The following is a 19,300-nucleotide window of genomic DNA, read 5'->3' on the forward strand; positions in this document are numbered from 1 at the left end:
AACGGACTGGGGCGCATCGGGCGGGCGACGCTGAAGATCCTCCTCGATACGCCGGAGTTGGAGTTGGTCGCGGTCAACGACATTGTGCCGGTGGACAATCTGGCGTACCTGCTGCGGTTCGACACCGTCTATGGGCGCTATGAGAAATCGGTCGAGCACGACGAGGAGAATCTGATCGTCGACGGCCACAGGATTCGGGCGCTCGGCAAGAAGGACCCAGCCGAGCTGCCGTGGTCGGAGATGGAGATCGACGTGGTGTTCGAGTGTTCGGGCGTGTTCACGCGGAAGGAGGACCTGGAGAAGCACCTTCAGGCGGGCGCGGGTCACGCGATTTTGTCGGCTCCGGCCAAGGGCGACGGCGTGCCGACGGTGGTGCACGGGGTCAACGCGCCGGACGGGGAGCTGAAGATGATTTCGTGCGCGAGTTGCACGACCAACTGCATCACGCCGGTGGCTGAGATCATAGGCCGTCGGATCGGGGTCAAGAAGGCGATCATGACGACGGTGCACGCCTACACGTCCAGCCAGGAGATCGTCGATTCGCCGTCGAAGAAGTATCGCCGCGGGCGGGCCGGGGCGGCGAACTTCGTGCCGACCACGACGGGAGCGGCGGTCGCGACGAGCAAGGCTTTGCCGCAGTACGAGGGCAAGTTCGACGGCGTGGCGATTCGCGGGCCGGTGCCGGTCGGTTCGATCGCGGACATCGTGTTCGTGACGGAGCGGAAGACCTCGGTCGAGGAGGTTAACGGCATCTTTCGCGAGGAAGCCGAGAGCGAGCGGTACCGGGGCGTTGTCGGGATCGCCCAGGAGGATATCGTTTCGTCCGACATCATCAAGACCGAGGAGGCGTCGATCGTCGATCTGGACATGACGCGGGTGGTCGACGGCGACCTGGTCAAGGTGATGAGCTGGTACGACAACGAGTGGGCCTACGCGAAGCAGATGGTCCGCGAGGCGGTTCGGATCGCCAAGGAGGTCGAAGCGGCGGTCTAGCCGCGGGTCGCGATCGAAACCATTAGCGTGGAAAGGACGGCGCCGATGTTCCTGGAGAAGGTCAAGTCGGAGGGGCTGGCCCACCTGTCGTACATGGTCGGCGACGGCGGCTTGGCTGCGGTGATCGATCCGCGGCGCGACGTCGATGTGTATCTGGAGATCGCAACCCGCGAAGGGGTCCGGATCGCCCACGTTTTCGAGACCCACCGCAACGAGGACTACCTGATCGGCTCGCGCGAGATTCAGGATTTGACCGGGGCGGAAATTCATCACGGGGCGAACCTGGACTGGGGCTACGGCGATAAGGTGTCGGAGGGTGAGAGCTTCCGCATCGGTTCGGCGAGGATCTCGGTGCTCGAGACGCCCGGCCACACGTTCGAGAGCATCTCGTACGCGCTGGCGGATGGGAACTTCGGCGACGAGCCGATCGGCGTGTTCACCGGCGATGCCCTGTTCATCGGCGACGTGGGGCGGACGGACTTTTTCCCCAACCGGGCGAAAGAGGTCGCCGGGCTCCAGTACGAGAGCATCTTCAAGAAGATTTTGCCTCTGGGCGACGACGTTCTGTTGTATCCCGCGCACGGAGCGGGATCGGTATGCGGTTCGCACATAGCGTCTCGCGAGTTTTCCACGCTGGGTTACGAGCGGCGTCACAGCCAGCCGCTCCAGAAGACCGACCGCGAGGCGTTCATCGACATGAAGCTCCAGGAGCACCACTACTATCCGCCGTACTTTTCGCAGATGGAGGAATGGAACCAGCAGGGTCCGGCGGTTCTGGGTCATCTGCCCGTGCCGGCGGCGTGGTCGCCGGAGGAATTCGAGCAGGCGGTCGAGGGCGGCGCGACGGCGATCGACCTGCGCAGCACGGAGGCCTACGCCGGGGCCTGTGTTCCGAGCACGATCAGCCTGCCGCTGCACATGCTCAACACGTTCGGCGGCTGGTATCTGCCGTACGGTGAGCCGATTGCGCTGGTGGTCGAGGAGGCGGCGCAGGTGGGGACGGCGGTCCGGTATCTGGTTCGCATGGGTTACGATCGGGTCGCTGGGTATCTGGCGGGCGGCCTGCACGCCTGGGCGACCAGCGGGCGCGAGTATCAGGAGGTGCCGGTCGTTCACGTCGATGAGCTGTCGCGACGGATCAAGGCGAAGGACAGGTTCACGCTGTTGGACGTTCGGAGTCGGAGCGAATACGAGCGAGGGCATCTGCCCGGCGCAGTTAACGTCTACGTCGGGCAGCTTGCCGAGAATCTGGATGAGGTGCCACGCGATCGGCCGATCACCACGTTCTGCGGAAGCGGTCAGCGGGCGATGATCGCTGCGTCAATTCTGAAGAGGAACGGTTTTGAACAGGTTGAGAATTGCCTGGGCTCGATGGCGGCCTGCCGGGCGGTCGGCTGCCCGATTGTCGAATAGACGTTGATGACGGTGAACCTTTTGTGGCGGGGGGCACGATGACGGAGAGTCAGGCGCAGACACAGGTCCGGCCGGAACGGGAATCAAATCGCTATCTTCCGCCTCCGGTTCTGGCGGGCTACACGTACAGCGGCGAGGAGGCCTACGCCGCCCGCGACGCCGGACAACTGCTGGCGATCCGGGTGGAGACGAACCGGACGTGCAACCTTCGCTGCCGCTATTGCTATGCCGAGAGCGGAGCGGAGGTCGAGGGTCTGACCTACGCGCAGATCGCCGACGTGGTCGGGCAGGCGGCGGAGTTGGACGCGCGGTCGGTGGTGGTCATCGGGGGCGGTGAACCGACGATCTGGCCGCGGTTCCGCGATCTGGTCTCGCTGATCGACGCGTTGCACATGATCCCGATGATCTTCAGCAACACCGTGGCGATCGATCGGGAGCTGGCCGAGTTTCTCGCGGCCCATAACGCGTCGGTTATGGGCAAGCTCGACTCGCTGCGTCCGGACGTGCAGGACTTTCTGGCGGGCGAGGGCGGAGCGGCGGAGCGGATCATGGGCGGGTTGCGCCACCTGATGGAGGCGGGACTGGTAAACGGCGGGGAGTCGCACCGGCTGCGTTTGGGCGTCTCGTGCGTGACCAGCCGGGTGAACCTCGATGAGATCGAGGATATCTGGCACTTTTGCCGCGCCAACCGAGTTTTTCCGAATCTGGAGGTGCTGACGCCGACGGGCCGGGCCAAGGACCACCTGGCGGCGTACTATCTGACGGCGGAGCAGATCACCGGCTACAAGCGGCGGCTGTTGGAGGTTGACCGGCGTTTTTACGGTTACGACTGGCTGCCGTACACGCCGCTGACGGCGAGCGGGTGCCTTCAGCACCTCTACAGCCTGTACATTTCGCTGGAGGGCAACGTGCGGCCATGCGCTCCGACGAAGTTCGATCAGCATCCGGCCCTCCTGACGGGCGGGCAGTATCCGCACAACGTGCGCCGGCGTTCGCTGCGCGGGATTTACGACGATGAGCTTTTCCGGTACGTCCGCCACATCGACGTTCACCTGGAGGGCAAGTGCAGCGGCTGCGAGCACTTGCGTCAGTGCATCGGATGTCGCGGGTACGCGTACAGCGTCGGCGTCAACGAGGGCAAGGACCCTCGCGAGGCGTTGCGATCGGAGTGCCGCCAATGCTTCAAGTAGCCACGGGCGAGGCCGCGATCATCGAACTGCTCAGCGGGGAGTACCTGGAGGAGCAGCTTTGCCGGCATCTGGAGCACCGGTATCTGCCGGACTACCTTTTGTATCTGGGAGAGTGGGGCGCGGGCAACTGGCTGGAACTCGACCGGTCGCCGCAGTTTCGGGTCGCCGCCGATCTGACCGATCTGCTGCGCGAGCACGCGGCGTCGGTTGTCGAGCGTTTTCCCGCCGGGGCGAGTCTGGTGAGCATCGGGACCGGCAGCGGCGAGAAGGAGCGCCTTGTGCTTGAGGCGATGTGCGGTCGTGACCGGCCGCGGTACGTCTGCGTCGACGTCAGCCGCCGCCTGGTTGAGACGGCGTTGCGGACGGTTGACGACCTGCCGATCGAGAAGATGGGCGTGGTGGCGTTCTTCGAGGATTTGCCCGTGCTGCGCCGATTGTGGCGGCGGCCGGTGGTGGTGGCGATGCTGGGCAACAACTTCAACAACTACGACACCGATAATCTGTTGGATACGGTGCGGGCGCAACTGGCGGCGGAGGACCTGTTTCTTTTCGACTCGCACCTGTTTGCCGGACGGACGGAGGAGATCGAGCGGGTCTATCAGAGCGAACCGAACGTGCGGTTCAACCTCGGGCCGCTGGTCCGCTGCGGCCTGGACCCGGAACACTGCCGGTTTCACCTGAAGCTCGATTGCATCCAGACGGTGGTCGGGCCGGTCCGTAGAACCCGCAAATGGCTTGAGGTGCTCGACGATTCGGTTGTGACGGCGGGCGGTCGAATGCTGCGATTGGGTGCGGGCGAGATCATCCGGATGGGTTTTACCTGCAAGTACACGCTCGACCAGATTGAGGCGTACCTTCGCCGGCACGCGCTGGAGGTCGCGGACCGCCGGCTGAGCCGCGACGGGACGAACGTCCTCTTTTCGGTCCGCCAACGCCTGGCAGGAGCATCATGATGCAGGACTCGCCGACGGCGTCTTCGACGATGAGGATTCCCTACGGGTGCGAGGCCTTCGGGCGACTGACCCACGTGATGCTTCATCGGCCGGGCGAGTCGCTGCGGCTGATCAACGAGTCGAACCGTCATCGGTGGCTTTTCGACGCGGTTCCGGACGTGGATCGCTATGGCGAGGAGCACGATCGGTATCGTCAGCTTCTGACGGACCACAAGGTGACGGTTCTGGAACTGGCGGATTACGTCAACCACGAGCACCACCGGATCGCTGCGATGCCGAACCTCACGTTCCTGCACGACACGGCGGTGATCACGCGGCGAGGGGCGATCCTCTCGTGCATGGCGATGGACGGGCGGCGGCACGAGCACCGCGTGGTCCGCGAGGCGCTCGGCAACCTGGGGGTTCCCATCTTCATTGACTTCGACGAAACGCACGACGCGTTTGAAGGCTGTCTGCTGCTTTCGCCCAGGACGGTTCTGGTGGCGGAGACGGAGCGCCACAACGTTCGCGCCATCCGTCGCTTCATCCGGAAAGCTCTGACGGTGTTTGAAGAGGTGGTGTACGTGGACGTGCCGAAGGCCCGGCGCTACATGCACCCGGACACGATTTTCAACCGGATCACCGACCGGCTGGCGCTGGTTTACATGCCGGCGTTCGTGCGGACGGTTCTGCATCGCCGCGACCGATCCGAGCCGATCGACTTTGTCCGGTGGATGCGGGGCCGCGGCGTGGAGCTGATCCACGTGTCGGACCTGGAGCAGCGGCGGCTGGCGTGCACGTTCGTACCATTGGAGCCGGGCGTGATGTTTCACTACGATACGGCGCTGGCCCGCGAGACGCAGATCGCGCTGGCCCGTCGCGGCGTGGAATTGATCCTGTTCCATCCGGAGGCTATACTCGCCGGAGGCGGGAGTCTGCGGTGCCACACGCTTCGCCTCCGCCGCGCGGCGTCGGGAAGCGCCGACTGATTTGACTGTTCGAATACACAAGGGAAGATGCACGGATGTATAGCGCAATTCTGGCTGGCTTGTTTCTGGCCGCCGCGGGATTGGGGATTTGGGGCGTTCGCCGCGGGTCTGTTGTCCGGGTCACGTTGGGCGTGGTTCTGGGCGTGGCGACGCTGGTCTTTTTCTGGTTTCTGGGTTTCTGGGGCGAGCAACTGTGGTTCGAGGCCCTGGGCTACGAGGATCGGTTCTGGAAGGTGGTTTTCACTCAGGCGGCGATGTTGCTGGTTGGGGCTGCGTTGGCGTTCGCGGTGATCTGGCTGCTGACGTGGCCGATCTCGCGGTCGCACCGGTATCCGCGGTACGTGGCGTGGGGTTTCGCAGCGTACGTCGGAGCGAATTGGGGTCTGGTGAACTGGGAGACGGTGCTGATCTACCTCAGCGCCGTGCGGACCGAGCTGGCCGATCCGATTTTCGGCAAAGACACCGGGTTCTACCTGTTTCGCCTGCCGTTCTACGATGCGTTGTATCTGCTGGTCTGGACCGTGGCCCTGGTTGGGCTGGTGGCGGCGGTGGCCGCGGCGGCGGCCGATGCGCCAATCCGCATCACGCGCGGTCAGATCGAGTTCGGCCGGCGGATCAGCAGCGAGGGGGAGATTCTTCAGCGGTTTCGGCCGATCTATTTCAGCGCGGCTGCATTCTTGCTGGTGGTTGCGGCCGGGCGGTTCCTCGCCCGGTATCACCTGATGTATTCGAAATGGGGGGTGGCGCAGGGGCCGGGCTGGACGGACGTACACGTCCGGGTGCCGGGCTATTGGATCGTCCTGTTCGCGTGCGTGCTGCTGGCGGCTGGGCTGATCGCGGCGCCGTTGTACCGTCGGCGGATCACCGGTTTTTTCGGGCGGTTCGGGCTGCCGTCGAGCCAGGGGCATGCGGCGTTTTTGGCCTCGGCTGGCGGGGTGCTGGCCGTGCTTTGGTTCCTTGTTCTCGCAGCGGCGCCGGGTCTGGTTCAGTGGCTTCGCGTCGAGCCGAACGAGCTCACGCTCGAATCCCCCTACATCGCACACAACATCGCCTTCACCCGCGTCGGTTTCGGGCTGGACAGGATTGAGGGCCGTGAGTTTCCGGCTGCGGAGGCGTTGACGCCGGCGATGGTCGCGGAGCACGAGCGGCTTTTCCGCAACATCCGGCTGTGGGACTGGCGGGTTTTGGACGCGGTTTACAAGCAGTTCCAGGAGATCCGACTCTACTATGAATTCGCCGACGTGGACGTGGACCGCTACGCCATCGGCGACGACTATCGGCAGGTAATGGTCTCGGCCCGCGAGATGGAACAGGCGAATCTGCCGCCGCAGAGCCAGACGTTCGTCAACCGGCGATTCAAGTACACCCACGGCTACGGCGTGACCCTCACGACGGTCAACGAATTCACGCCGCAAGGGTTGCCGAACCTGCTGGTCAAGAACATCCCGCCGGTCAGCGCGTACCCGTCGCTCGAGGTCGACGTGCCGCAGATATACTACGGCGAGCTGACCCGCTCGTACGTGATCGCCAATTCCAGCGAGGCGGAGTTCGACTATCCCCGCGGCGACCAGAACGTCTATATCCACTACGACGGGCGAGGCGGCGTGGCGTTGGGCAACCTGTGGCGGAAGTTCCTCTACGGCTGGAAATTCGGCGGGACGCGGCTGTTCCTTTCCGGCTATCCGACGTCCGAGAGCCGGATCATGTTCCACCGCCAGATTCTCGAACGGGTCAACCTGCTGGCCCCGTTTCTGGAGTTCGACGACGATCCGTACGTGGTGCTGGCCGGCGGCAGGTTGTTCTGGATCATCGACGCCTACACCACGTCGCGGTATTTTCCGTACAGCGAACCGCTGATGTCGCGCCGCATGGGCGGGTACGCCGGGTTCGAGCGCGGCGAGAGTCTTTGGAACGACGGCGCCGAGTCGCTGGCGGCGGTCAACTACGTTCGCAACTCGGTCAAGGTGGTGGTCGACGCCTTCCACGGTTCGGTCGATTTCTACGTGTTCGAGCCGCAGGACCCGCTGATCCGGGTCTGGGACCGCGTGTTTCCCGGCCTGCTCAAGCCGGCGGAGCAGATGCCGGAGGAACTGCTGGTTCACGTCCGCTACCCGATCGACCTGCTGCTGGCCCAGGGGCTGGTCTACGCCAAGTACCACATGACGGACCCGGCGGTGTTCTACAACCAGGAGGACCTCTGGATCCGGACGACGGAGAAGTACTACAACCAGGTGATTCCGGTCGAGCCGTACTACATCATGTGGGAGCCGCCGGAGACGGACGACCTGGAGTTCATCCTGATGCTGCCGTTTACGCCGAAGAACCGCCAGGTGATGATCGGGTGGCTGGCTGGGATGTGCGACGGCGAGAACTACGGACGGCTGCTGGCCTACCAGTTCCCCAAGGACAAGCGCATCCTCGGTCCTCAGCAGGTCGAGACGAAGATCGACCAGGACCCTTACCTCTCGGCCCAGTTGACGCTCTGGGATCAGCGGGGATCGACGGTGATTCGGGGCAACGTGCTGGCGATTCCGGTCGGACCGACGCTGCTGTACGTCGAGCCGATCTATCTTCAGGCCGAGACGGCGGCGTATCCGGAGCTGCGTCTGGTGGCGGTGATGCACAACGACGATTTGAGTTACGCAGAGACGTTTGAGCAGGCCCTGCGAGGGCTGTTCGAAGAGGAGTTAACTGCTCCGGTCGGGCCGGCCACGCAGCCGCAGCGTGCGGCGCCCGCGGCGATGGACGTCCTGATCCGCCAAGCCGACCAGGCCTTTGATGACTATCTGCGCCTGATGGGCGAGAAGAAGTTTCCGGAGGCCTCGGAGGCGCTTGGGCGGCTTGGATCGGCCCTGGAGCAATTGACCTCCGAGCGGCAGCCGTCGCCCGGGCCGCAGGAACAGGAATGACCGTGTGGACAAAGGGGGAATGCCATGACCGTATCGACCATCCGCAAGCGGACGTTGGGCAAAACAGGGTTGGATGTAACCATTCTGGGGTTCGGGGCCGCGGAGCTGGGCCACGAACAGATCGGGCGGGACGAGTGCGCGCGCGTTCTGGAGGGCGTGCTCGATATGGGGATCAACGTGATCGATACCGCGCACTGCTACGAGGACTCAGAGAGCAAGATCGGCTTGGCGCTGGGCCACCGGCGCGACGAGTTTGTCTTGGTCTCGAAGTGCGGCCACAGCCGCGGCAAGCTCGAGTCGCCGAGCTGGACGCCTCAGGCCATCCGCGAGAGCGTCGAAATGTCGCTCGATCGCCTCAACACGGACCACCTCGACGTGCTGCTCCTGCACTCGTGTTCGGTCAAGGATCTGGGCAACGACGACCTGATCGGCGCGCTGGTCCGGGCCAAGGAGGCGGGCAAGACCCGCTTTGTCGGCTACAGCGGCGACGCCGAACCGGCTGAGCTCGCCGTGACGATGGACGTTTTCGATTGCCTGGAGACCTCGGTCAACATCGTCGATCAGCAGGTTCTGGACCGCTACCTGCCGGCGGCGCGGGAGGCGAACCTGGGCGTGCTGGCCAAGCGGACCATCGCCAACGCGGCCTGGAAAGGGGTCGCCGGGCGAGATTCGTTCTACAGCGACTACGTGCGGCCCTACGTCGAGCGGCTGGAAACCATGAGTTTTACGCCGGAGTCGCTGGGTTTCGAGGGGTCATGGGTGGAGCTGGCGTTGCGATTCAGCGTCTACCAGGACGGCGTGCATTGTGCGATTGTGGGCGGGACGAACCTTGAACATATCCGGGAGAATACTAGAATTATCGAGAAGGGCCCGTTGCCCGAGGACGCTGAGCGGCGGCTGCGGGACCTCTGGAGACAACACGACGACGGTTCCTGGGTTGGACAGGTCTGATCCGGGACCGTCCGACCATACAGGAACACGCTATGGGCATGCTGGAAATCAGGAACTTGAGCCTGTCGTTGAACGGGCACGAGATCCTATCGGAACTGAATCTGGACCTATGGGAAGGGTATGTCCACGCGGTGGTCGGGCCGAACGGGGCGGGCAAGTCGACGCTCGCGTTCACGATCATGGGCCTGGAGGGCTATCGCGGGTTTTCGGGCGAGATTGTCTTTGACGGGCGATCGCTGCACGAGCTTTCGATCGACGAGCGGGCCCGGCTTGGCATCACGCTGGGCTGGCAGGAGCCGGCGCGGTACGAGGGGCTGACGGTCGGCAAGTTCGTCCAGGTCGGATCGAAGGAGCACAATCCCGAAGTCACCGCTGAGTTGCTCGCGAAGGTCGGTCTGCCTCCCGGACGCTACATGCAGCGGGCGGTGGACAAGACGCTCAGCGGCGGCGAGCGGAAGAAGGTGGAGCTGGCGTCGCTGGTGGCGATGAAGCCGCGGCTGGTCATGCTCGACGAGCCGGACAGCGGTATCGACATCGAGAGTCTGCGGCGGATTCGCGAGGCGATCGGGCTGCTCAAGGAACAGGGCGCGACGGTGCTGCTGATCACGCACAGTCTGGAAGTCCTCAGTTGGGCCGAGCACGCGTTCCTCCTGTGCTGCGGCCGGGTCGTGGACAAGGGGAACGTCGACAAGATCGCCGGGTATTTCCGCGACAAGTGCGTCCCCTGCGACCACCGCAACCGCCCCGAACTTAATGGAGCCCTCGCCAATGGATAACGCCGAACTGATCGGCCTGGCCAAGATACACGCCGCGGTCAAGGATCCGGACGTCGCCCACCTGGTCATCGGCCTCAACAAAGTCATCACCAGCAACACTGTGCCCGGCCTGGAGGTGGAGGTCGTTGAGAAGAGCGACGAGGTCCGCATCGGCGTTTACCTGAAGCCGGAGGTCCGGGTGGCCAAGCCGGTTCACATGTGCTTCGGCCTGGTGCAGGAGGCGGGCATCCAGAAGATCAACCTCGACCTGAACATCGAGCGGGACTCAGCGGTCGATATCATCGCCCATTGCGTGTTTCCCAACGCGACCGACGTGCAGCACCTGATGGACGCGCAGATCAACATCGCGGCCAACGCCCGGTACACCTATTTCGAACGCCACATCCACTCGCCCGCGGGCGGGATCACCGTGGTGCCCAAGGCGGTCGTCGAACTGGGGTCCGGCGCGCGGTTCAAGACGGACTTCGAGCTGATCCAGGGACGCGTGGGCGTGATCGACATCGACTACACCACGACCTGCCGCGACCACAGTGTGATGGAGATGGTGGCCAAGGTCAGCGGGCGGGGCGACGACGTGATCAAGATCCGCGAGACCGGCCATCTGATCGGCGAGTACGCCCGCGGCGCGCTGCTGTCCCGGGTTGCGGTCCGCGACCGGGCGCGGGCCGACGTGTACAACCGCCTGACCGCCTCGGCGGCCCATGCCCGCGGCCACGTCGACTGCAAGGAGATCATCCTCGACGACGGCGTGGCCTCGGCCACTCCGATCGTGGAAGTCAACCACCCCAAGGCCCACGTGACCCACGAGGCGGCGCTGGGCAGCGTCGACACCAAACAGCTTGAGACCCTCATGTCACGCGGCCTGAGCGAGGACGAGGCGTCGGACCTGATCGTCGCCGGCCTGCTGACCTGAGCCGCGCGGAGCGAACCGCCGTCACTCGTCGCGCCGCTCGTGCGGATCGTGGTCGGCCAGGCCGAGTTTGGTCTCGACGAACCCGATCACCGCCAGGATCACCACCGCCAGCACGGTCACGCCGACCGCCAGCACCCACTGCTCGAGGCCGACCGTGATGCCGAGTCCGGAGACCAGCAGGATCGAGGCGGCCGTGGTCAGCCCCTCGATGAACCGGCGCTCGCGGTGGAAGATGATCGTTCCCGCGCCGAGGAAGCTGATGCCGGTGACGATGGCCTGCACGATCCGGATCGGGTCGGCCCCGATGATGTCGCCGGACGCATACTCGTGAAACTGATTGACCAGGGCCGGGCCCAGGGCGACCAGCAGCGCGGCGGTCGCCGCCACGAACATGTGAGTGCGGACGCCGGCCGCCTTGCCCGCCCATTCGCGTTCGATTCCCACGACGCCGCCGAGTCCGGCGGCGGCGGCAACCCGTAGCAGGATCAGCAGTTGCTCTTCGGTTGACATGGCAGTAGCCTCCCCCCGTGTGCTTGTCGTCGTTGCGAAGCGCGTCCCAATCGATCGTTACATCCCGCCATTCCTCGGCGCTCATCTCAGCCGGTTGATTCAAGGGCCGTCGCCTGTCGGCAGCGACTCGGCGTGGTTGTCGATGTCCTTCCACGGATCGCCCTGGCGGCCAAGGCGCTGGAGGACATTACTGATGTTGTACCCGTCCGGGCGAAGGTCGCTGCGGTCCACCTCCGACCACTCCAGCGGCACAGCCACTGGCGCTCCGGGCCTGGCCCGCACCGAATACGGGGCCACCGCGGTCTGGCCATAGGCGTTGCGGTTGGTGTCGATAAACACCCGATCGCCCCGTTTGGCGATCCGCTGTTCGGTCGTGAATTTCTTCTCGTCCTGCGTCGCCAGCACGCCGGCCACCTGCTGGGCGAACGCCCGCACCTGGTCGAACGTCTTGCCGCGTTTGATCGGACAGACCACATGCATGCCCTTCGACCCGGTGGCCATGGCGTAGGCCTTCAGGCCCGCCGCCTCCAGGATCTCACGCAGCCGCTTGGCCCCGGCGCGCACGTCGTCGAATCCGCCGTTTGGCGGGTCCAGATCGAAGATCAACCGGTCGGGCTTTTCGATCTTGTCCCGGCGGGACAGCCAGATGTGAATGGCGATGCAGGCCTGATTGGCCAGGTAGGCCAGGTCGGCCGTCTTGCCGATCACCACGTGGTTGACCGTGCCGTTTTCCTTATCGACCCGCTGGGTGGCGATCCAGCCGGGAAAGTACCTCGGCGCGTTCTTGTTGAAGAAGCTCTTGCCCTCGATGCCGTCGGGAAAGCGATGCATGACGATGGGCCGGTTCGCGACATGCGGCAGCATCATCTCGGCGATCCTGCGGTAGTATTCGATAAGGTCCTTCTTGGCGTAGCCGGCCCCTGGAAAAAAGACCTTGTCCTCCTTCGAGGTCTTGATCGTCTGTCCGTCGACTTCGATGCGGCCCATGACTCCCCGCTTCCTTGGGTTGCTCTCTGGTGTGGTCGCTGAGGCGGTCGATCGGCTTGGCCGTTACTGACCCTTCTTGCCGCCCTCCTGCTCGGCGACTTGTTCAATCGTGCGGCCGCTCAGGACTGATGCGGGTTCGGTGCTCACCGGATTGCGCCGGGCGTCGGCGTGGTCGTCCTTCTTTTTGATCAACAGCCACTGGGGCTTATCGCCCTGCCTGCGTTTGGTCCTGACCAGCACGTAACAGCCCCTGAGCTTTTGGCCCTCCAGCCACACCTCGACCTGCCCGCCTTCACAGGCATCTTCCATCGGTATCTCGTTGCCCTCGTCGTCCTTGCGGAGGTTGCGGTACGGCCCGATGTCCCAGACCAGCACCGTGCCGCCGCCGTACTGCCCTTCCGGGATCACCCCCTCAAAGTCCGCGTAGTCCAGCGGGTGGTCCTCGGTCGGCACGGCCAGGCGCTTTTCCGACGGGTCGGTCGACGGCCCTTTCGGCACCGCCCACGACTTGAGCACGCCGTCGACCTCCAGGCGGAAATCGTAGTGCAAGCGGCTGGCGTCGTGCTTCTGGACCACGAATACCGGCGGTTGGCCTTCTTTGGCCTCGCCGCCCTCCGGCTCGGCGGTCCGGGCGAAGTCGCGTTTTTCACGGTACTCCTTGAGGGGGTCTTTTTCCGGCATCTTCCGCTCCAGTTCACGTTACCAGTGAAACGCCGCCGGTCCGAAATCGGCTTCGTAGAACGGCGAAACCACCGCGCCCGGCTCGACCAGCCGATCCACCGTTTCGGCGTCCTCATCGGTGATATCGACATCCAGGGCCTTGAGGTTGTCCTCCAACTGCTCAGCGGTGCGCGGCCCGATGATCGGACTGGTCACCGCTTCACGACTCATGCACCAGGCCAGGGCGAACTGCGACATGCTGCATCCTTTGGCCTGAACCAGTTGGGCCAGTTCGTCAATCACCTCGAATGCCGCCTCGCTAACGCGGGCTGACTCCATGTCTTCATAGCGCGAGCCTTTCGGCGCTTCGTCGCGGCTGTACTTGCCGGTCAGCAGGCCGCCGGCGAGCGGACTCCAGGGGATGATCCCGATCCCGTAGGTATCGGCCATCGGGATCAATTCCCGTTCGATCCGCCGGTCCAGGATGTGATACGGCGGCTGCTCGCAGACGAAGCGGCTCAAGCCGTAGCGGTCGGAAACCCACAACGACTCGACCAGTTGCCACGCTGCGAACGTGCTGGTGCCAAGATAGCGGACCTTGCCCTGGCGCACCAGATCGTCGAGGGCCCGCAGCGTTTCGTCGATCGGGACCACCGACTGCGGCCGATGGATCTGGTAGAGGTCGATCCAATCGGTCCGCAGCCGCCGCAGGCTCGCCTCGCACTGCTCGATGATGTGCCGGCGGCTATTGCCCGACTGGTTCGGACCCGAGCCCATCGTTCCGTGGACCTTGGTGGCCAGCACGATGCGGTCGCGCCGGCCGTTGCGCTGGAGCGCCTCGCCCACCACCTCTTCGCTGCGCCCCTTGGCGTAGACGTTGGCGGTGTCGAGGAAGTTTATCCCCGCCTCGATCGCCCGGTCGATGATCCGCCGGCTGTCCTCCGGGCCGGTCTTCCAGCCGAAGTTCATGCACCCCAGGCACAGCGGACTGACCTGCACTCCCGTTCGGCCCAACAGGCGATATTCCATCGGTTTATTCCTTTGCTTTCAACGATCCAGCGACGGAATGGCATCGATTGCGGCTTTGGCCCGATCCGCGTCCGTGCAGTTGAACCATGTCGTCACAATCCGTCAATGGAACGGCAGATAGGCGTAGCCGTCCATCTGACGGCTGATGTTGACCGTCGCGGCCGACGCGGCCACCGTCACTTCCGGCGACACCTGCTCGATCGTGTATCCATGACGGGCCAAGGCCTGCCGGCAGACGTAGACCTCCGCTCCCGCTTGCCTCAGCCGCCGGATCAATTCGAGATTGGGATTCGGTCCATCCGCGGCGTAGCGGGCGTAGGCGTCGTCGGTCAGGGCCGCCCGCACCGCCTCGCCGTGCAGCACCACCGTGACGCGAATCCGCTCGGGCGGAACGCCGGCGGCGGCGTAGAGATTGTAGAGCATTGCTGCGCGGTCCAGCCCGTCGGCCGGTCTGCCGGCGTTCCGGTCCGCCGTGATATCCAGGACCACCTTCGCCCCGCTTTGCGGCATCGCCGCCGTTCCGGCCGGATCGACGACTCGGCCGTGGTCCTTGATCAGGGGATGCTGGTGGTCCGGCTGGGACATCCTGGCCGGAATGCCGTTGAGGCCCAAGCCGATCATTCCCCCCAGCAGGAAGGTCATCACCATTCGCACGGCCGTTCCCCCTCGATCCTGCGTCGCCTGTGCCGGCGCCGTCTCAATCGGTCATGCCTGCAGCGCGCCCTGCGGCTCGTACCGGCGAAGCAACCGGACGCACCGCCCCGCACCCGTGCACTCGAACCACAGAAACGTGCCCTCTTGCTGCTGGATCCGGAACGTGACCCCCATCGGCGAACCGCACTCCGGACACCGGTCCTCCTGAAATCCTGACTGGTATCCCTCCAGCACGTTCGTTTTCATTCGTATCATTTAACTTTGCCTCCGCAGCCCAACGCCGTTGCGACCGCTGTCCGCGGCCGCCGATCCACGATCAACTCAGGCCGTCCCCGATCACGGTCAGTTCCGAGATCGCCTGTCCGGCGGCGGCGGCGCGGGAAGAGGCTGACCGCCGGATCGTTTCCTCCCGCATCACCATCGACGGCTCGTGTTCCGCCATCACCTCCCGCAGCGTCTCCTTGAGGATTTCCGCCAGTTCAGCCGGCGAGTCCCACGACGGCGCCGCACCGATAACCACCTTCTTGATGAGCCTCGCGCCCGCCGCGGCCAGCGCCCGCTGGCGATCCAGTTTGGCTGCGCTTCCTCCGAGGCGCCGAAGCCACCTCTCGAACTCCCGGAGGGTTACCGGATCGGTATCGAGGGCGTACGAGAGTACATTGGACAACCGGTCGATGCTCCGTTGGACGCCATCGCTTTCCATCATGTCGCACCTCCTGTGTTCCATGACTATCCGCCTCATCTCCCCCTTCGTGAAAATCGGCTGGGCGAATCCCCCCACCCGCCCAGCCTCCGGCCCTTTGCCTCTGGTTGTTCCGGCCGTCATCGACGGCGATGAGCCCAGTCTACCGCTCCCGTCCCATTCCAACAATCGGGCCGGTCCCCCTTTTCCCCTTCAGCACATCCGCCGACCCAGGCATCGGGGAAGCCCCCAGGCCGCGCGCACCGCCTCCGTCCCGGATAAACCCCTTGTGGGAATACGCTTACGGGCGTCCGGCGCCGCCCTGCCAAGGTCCGCTGCCGTTCACTGAGCTCGCCGCGTCGGTATGCACCCATTGAATGGCGTATTGCAGGAGCCGGTTGGCGTCCTCGAGCTTGAGCTTCTCCTTGATGTGGGCGCGGTGCGTCTCCACCGTCTTGACGCTCAGGTGGAGCTTGTCGGCGATCTGGCTGGTTCCCAGTCCCTGACCGATCAGGTGGAACACCTCCAGCTCACGGTCGGTCAACTGGTCCATCGGGTAGTTTTCCATCATCATCTGGCCGTGGATCAGTCCCGCCAGCAGCTTCTTGCCCACGTTGTCGCTGATGTAGTACTCGCCGCGAAGCACCTTGCGGACCGCGGTCATCACGGTCTCCATCGCCTCTTCTTTCATCACGTAGCCCTTGGCCCCGGCCCGCAGGGCGCGCTCGGCCAGTACAAACTCGTCGTGCATGGAGACCACCAGCACCGGCACATCCGGGACGCGCGAACGGATGTCCTTGATCAACTCGAGCCCTTCCACGCCGCACTGGAGGCTGATGTCCACGATCGCCAGGTCCGGCCGCTCAGCGGCAATCCCCCGGATCGCGGCGATCGGTTCGTCGGCTTCGCCACAGACCTCCAGATCGCCTTCGAGTTCCAGCAACTGGCGCAACCCCTGGCGCACCAGCGGATGATCGTCCACAATAAACAGCCTGGACTTCTTGGCCCCCGTCGAATGATCCTGATTCATGGCAACCCCCACTTCGTCCATCAAAGCGCAGCCGATCCATGACGCCCGGTTCGCCGGCCCTCCCGTCACAGCCGGTCAACGCCTCCACCGTCCCGTTGATCAACCCGATACGGCCGTCAATCGCAACAAGAACCGTTCCCTTCTATCCACCCCTGCGGACAATTCGTTATTATACCACATGTCGGCTGGATGAAAAGCCTTTTCTACCGGCGTCACATCCGCGTGCGCCCCACACGCTTTTCAGCGGCCGGCGGACGCGGAACGCAGATACCCGTATGGATCATCCGTCCCCGCCGCCTCCCCGAAAACCCGGATCGCCGCCGGCAGATCGCGATCTGACGCCTCGTAGACCGACTCGAACAGCTCCAGGTCCAGGTGGTATCGCCGATGCAGCAGTACGAACGCGTTGTTGGCTGGAAGGTCGGCGAGCCCGGCGTAACGCGCCGGCTCGCTCATCTCCGGCAGCACCTGCGTTGCGAACCGCTCCGACGCCGAGGCGAACACCGCGTCGCGTCCCGCGATCTTCTCGTCGCGGCCCAGGTCCTCGCGGCTGTAGAACCCCTCCAGATCGGCGATCAAATCGCTCATGAACGCTTCAGTCCGCCCTTCGTCCGCCCGTCGCTCGTCAAACCGCTGGGCCAGTTCCGAACCCGTGCCGAACCGTTCCTCCATCAGCATCTCGGCGCCGCGGCGGCCCACGAACGTGGCCACGCTCTCGTTGTACGCCGAGTTGCCCGCGGCAAAGACCGTGTTGTGGGTAAGCTCGTGGATGACCGTCTCGGCCAGTTCGTCCTCGGCGAGTTCCAGCACCGGCGAGAACAGCGGGTCCGGATAGATGCCCGCCGTGCTGTAGGCCACCGCGCCGAACCGCCAGACGTCCAGCCCCAATCCCTCCAGGTACCGCTCGTAGGCCAGGGCGTCTTTCAAATCGAAAAACCCCACGTACTCGATGGCCCCGATCACCGGCATCGTCCAGCTCGCCGCGGTCAGCCGATCCTTCGGGGCGGCGCTGATGTTCCACACCGCCGGACCGCCCGACGTGTCGTAGAACAACCGGTAGCTCTCGCCCGCCTCCAGCCCCAACCGTCCCGTGGCGAACTCGCGAACCTCCTGCACCCACAGCAGCTTCGCCCGCGTCGATGCGTCCAGGTCCGATCCGGCCAGCGCTTCGCTGATCGGCTCAGATCCCTCCAGCACCTCGGCCTGTCCCGCCGCCAGCAACAGCAGGTAGTCCAGCGTGGTGAACCCGCAGCCTCCCGATAACATCAACGCCGCCAGCGCGGCGACGGCAAGTAGACCTCGCATGGCAAACCCCCCGAACGCGTTCTTCCCCACACCCGCCTACTATACTCGACCCCCGGCTCCGCGCAAAGGCCGACCCGGTTTTTCTAATCGATCAGATACGTGCCGTGGTCGCGGATCGCCTCGAACATCGCCTCGATGTTCTCCGGCGGCGTGTTCGCCTGCACGTTGTGCACCGGGTTGAACACGAACCCTCCGCCGGGGCCGAAGACCCGCAGCCGCTCAGCCACCTCATCGTACACCTGCTCGGGCGTCCCGAACGGCAGCGTCTTCTGCGTGTCCACACCGCCGCCCCAGAACGTCAGCCGGTCGCCGAATTCCTCCTTCAGCCGGCGCGGGTCCATTCCCGCCGCGCTGCACTGGACCGGATTGATGCAATCCAGCCCGCTGGCCGCCAGATACGCCATGAACTTCGGGATCGATCCGCACGAGTCCTTCCACGTCTTCCAACTCGTGTGCCCGTGCACCCAGCCGTTGATCGCCCGGTAGTACGGCAGATACCACCGTTCGAAGTGCTCCGGCCGGAACATCTCCGCCCGCTACGTGCCCATGTCCGTCCCGTCGATGCCAAAAATGTCGATCCGATCGCCTACCGCCTCATGCAGTTGCTCCAGCCGCGAACGCTGCGAGTCCGCTGCGATCTCGAACAGCCGATCGACGTACGCCTCGTCCGCCGCCATCAGCGCCAGGAAGTCCGGCAGATTGCCCACCGTCGGCGGCCCGAAGCTCCCCCAAGCCCCCAAAAACAGCGCCTTGCCCGTCGCACGCAGCCTCTCGGCCTCTGCCGCCAGGTACTCCAGACGCGCCGACGGAATCGGCTGGCGGTAGCCCTTCTCCACCTCAGACAGCGCCGGCGGCTCGAAGTCCAGATGTAGACTCATGTCGCCCGCGGTGTCGAAGTAGTACCCGCCCTTGGGCATCCGCCCCACCACCGGCTTGGCTGGATCCCCCCCTTTATGCAGCAGCCAGTCGCCTGAGGCGTCCACCTCCACGTCGAACTGACCCGGCACCAGAACCGCCGTCCCGTCGAACAGTCGCCACGGCTTCCACCCCTCCCGCCGCAGGCCAAAGAAGATCGCCGGCGGCTCAACCGGCAGGACGTCGATCCCCAGCCGCTCGACCAGATCGGCCTCCACCTCGCCCAGCATCTGGTAGACCTCGTAGACCTTCACCGGCCGGTCGGCCATCCCCAGGTGCTTCCGCAGCCGATCCAGCGGCTGGGCCATGATCCCGCTCATGATCGACCCGCCCAAATCCACCGGCACCCGGTCCGCCTCCCGATGCGCCACCGCCGCCAACACCCGCTCGCGAGAACTCATCGCCATCGCAAACCCTTTCCCATGTGTTGCTTGCGACTATACCGCCTCAGTCTCCGCCGCT

General features: G+C 64.7%; 20 protein-coding genes. 9 read left to right on the top strand and 11 right to left on the bottom strand.

Annotated elements, in window-relative coordinates; translation table 11 throughout:
- From GXY33_12065 to GXY33_12105, 9 genes are all read left to right on the top strand, one after another.
- Nucleotides 1–993: type I glyceraldehyde-3-phosphate dehydrogenase (locus GXY33_12065; protein NLX05866.1), on the top strand; the 993-nt coding region annotated here is incomplete at its 5' end.
- Nucleotides 994–1,038: 45 nt separating this feature from the next.
- Nucleotides 1,039–2,406 carry an MBL fold metallo-hydrolase gene (locus GXY33_12070; protein NLX05867.1) on the top strand — a complete coding sequence of 456 codons (1,368 nt, stop codon included), beginning with the start codon at nucleotides 1,039–1,041 and terminating at the stop codon, nucleotides 2,404–2,406.
- Nucleotides 2,407–2,444: 38 nt separating this feature from the next.
- Nucleotides 2,445–3,596 (top strand): radical SAM protein, encoded by a 1,152-nt coding sequence (locus GXY33_12075; protein ID NLX05868.1) that lies wholly within the window; start codon nucleotides 2,445–2,447, stop codon nucleotides 3,594–3,596.
- On the top strand, nucleotides 3,584–4,549 hold the full coding sequence (locus tag GXY33_12080; GenBank protein NLX05869.1) for an L-histidine N(alpha)-methyltransferase: 966 nt from the start codon (nucleotides 3,584–3,586) through the stop codon (nucleotides 4,547–4,549). The genes GXY33_12075 and GXY33_12080 overlap by 13 nt, the downstream gene beginning before the upstream one ends.
- Nucleotides 4,549–5,517 (top strand): arginine deiminase, encoded by a 969-nt coding sequence (locus GXY33_12085; protein NLX05870.1) that lies wholly within the window; start codon nucleotides 4,549–4,551, stop codon nucleotides 5,515–5,517. Before GXY33_12080 ends, GXY33_12085 begins: the two co-directional genes overlap by 1 nt.
- A 35-nt stretch (nucleotides 5,518–5,552) precedes the next feature.
- Entirely contained in the window at nucleotides 5,553–8,426 is a 2,874-nt protein-coding gene (locus GXY33_12090) for a UPF0182 family protein (GenBank protein ID NLX05871.1), read from the top strand.
- A gap of 24 nt (nucleotides 8,427–8,450) precedes the next feature.
- A complete protein-coding gene (locus tag GXY33_12095; protein NLX05872.1) occupies nucleotides 8,451–9,377 on the top strand; it encodes an aldo/keto reductase in 927 nt (308 codons plus the stop codon).
- Nucleotides 9,378–9,409: 32 nt separating this feature from the next.
- A complete protein-coding gene (locus GXY33_12100) occupies nucleotides 9,410–10,153 on the top strand; it encodes an ABC transporter ATP-binding protein (GenBank protein NLX05873.1) in 744 nt (247 codons plus the stop codon).
- Nucleotides 10,146–11,066: a SufBD protein gene (locus GXY33_12105; GenBank protein NLX05874.1), complete on the top strand. Its 921-nt coding sequence runs from the start codon at nucleotides 10,146–10,148 to the stop codon at nucleotides 11,064–11,066. Before GXY33_12100 ends, GXY33_12105 begins: the two co-directional genes overlap by 8 nt.
- A gap of 21 nt (nucleotides 11,067–11,087) precedes the next feature.
- On the opposite strand, the gene GXY33_12110 is transcribed toward GXY33_12105, so the two are convergent.
- From GXY33_12110 to GXY33_12160, 11 genes are all read right to left on the bottom strand, one after another.
- Nucleotides 11,088–11,576, bottom strand: coding sequence for an MgtC/SapB family protein (locus GXY33_12110; protein NLX05875.1), 489 nt, complete (start codon nucleotides 11,574–11,576; stop codon nucleotides 11,088–11,090).
- A 99-nt stretch (nucleotides 11,577–11,675) separates the two neighbouring features.
- On the bottom strand, nucleotides 11,676–12,563 hold the full coding sequence (locus tag GXY33_12115) for an ATP-dependent DNA ligase (protein ID NLX05876.1): 888 nt from the start codon (nucleotides 12,561–12,563) through the stop codon (nucleotides 11,676–11,678).
- A gap of 63 nt (nucleotides 12,564–12,626) precedes the next feature.
- Entirely contained in the window at nucleotides 12,627–13,244 is a 618-nt protein-coding gene (locus GXY33_12120) for a DNA ligase (GenBank protein ID NLX05877.1), read from the bottom strand.
- An 18-nt stretch (nucleotides 13,245–13,262) separates the two neighbouring features.
- Complete coding sequence (locus GXY33_12125; protein NLX05878.1) at nucleotides 13,263–14,252, bottom strand: aldo/keto reductase; 990 nt, start codon at nucleotides 14,250–14,252, stop codon at nucleotides 13,263–13,265.
- A 102-nt stretch (nucleotides 14,253–14,354) separates the two neighbouring features.
- Nucleotides 14,355–14,906, bottom strand: coding sequence for a DsrE family protein (locus tag GXY33_12130; protein NLX05879.1), 552 nt, complete (start codon nucleotides 14,904–14,906; stop codon nucleotides 14,355–14,357).
- A 51-nt stretch (nucleotides 14,907–14,957) separates the two neighbouring features.
- Complete coding sequence (locus GXY33_12135) at nucleotides 14,958–15,161, bottom strand: hypothetical protein (GenBank protein ID NLX05880.1); 204 nt, start codon at nucleotides 15,159–15,161, stop codon at nucleotides 14,958–14,960.
- Between the two features lie 61 nt (nucleotides 15,162–15,222).
- On the bottom strand, nucleotides 15,223–15,612 hold the full coding sequence (locus GXY33_12140) for a hypothetical protein (GenBank protein ID NLX05881.1): 390 nt from the start codon (nucleotides 15,610–15,612) through the stop codon (nucleotides 15,223–15,225).
- A gap of 277 nt (nucleotides 15,613–15,889) precedes the next feature.
- Nucleotides 15,890–16,618 (bottom strand): response regulator transcription factor, encoded by a 729-nt coding sequence (locus GXY33_12145; protein ID NLX05882.1) that lies wholly within the window; start codon nucleotides 16,616–16,618, stop codon nucleotides 15,890–15,892.
- Between the two features lie 240 nt (nucleotides 16,619–16,858).
- A complete protein-coding gene (locus GXY33_12150; protein ID NLX05883.1) occupies nucleotides 16,859–17,923 on the bottom strand; it encodes an aminopeptidase in 1,065 nt (354 codons plus the stop codon).
- A gap of 83 nt (nucleotides 17,924–18,006) precedes the next feature.
- Nucleotides 18,007–18,450, bottom strand: a complete 444-nt coding sequence (locus tag GXY33_12155) for a hypothetical protein (GenBank protein ID NLX05884.1) — start codon at nucleotides 18,448–18,450, stop codon at nucleotides 18,007–18,009.
- A gap of 9 nt (nucleotides 18,451–18,459) precedes the next feature.
- Nucleotides 18,460–19,245 carry a hypothetical protein gene (locus tag GXY33_12160; GenBank protein NLX05885.1) on the bottom strand — a complete coding sequence of 262 codons (786 nt, stop codon included), beginning with the start codon at nucleotides 19,243–19,245 and terminating at the stop codon, nucleotides 18,460–18,462.
- Nucleotides 19,246–19,300: the final 55 nt, after the last annotated feature.

The sequence above is a fragment of the Phycisphaerae bacterium genome, assembly GCA_012729815.1.
Lineage (GTDB): Bacteria > Planctomycetota > Phycisphaerae > JAAYCJ01 > JAAYCJ01 > JAAYCJ01.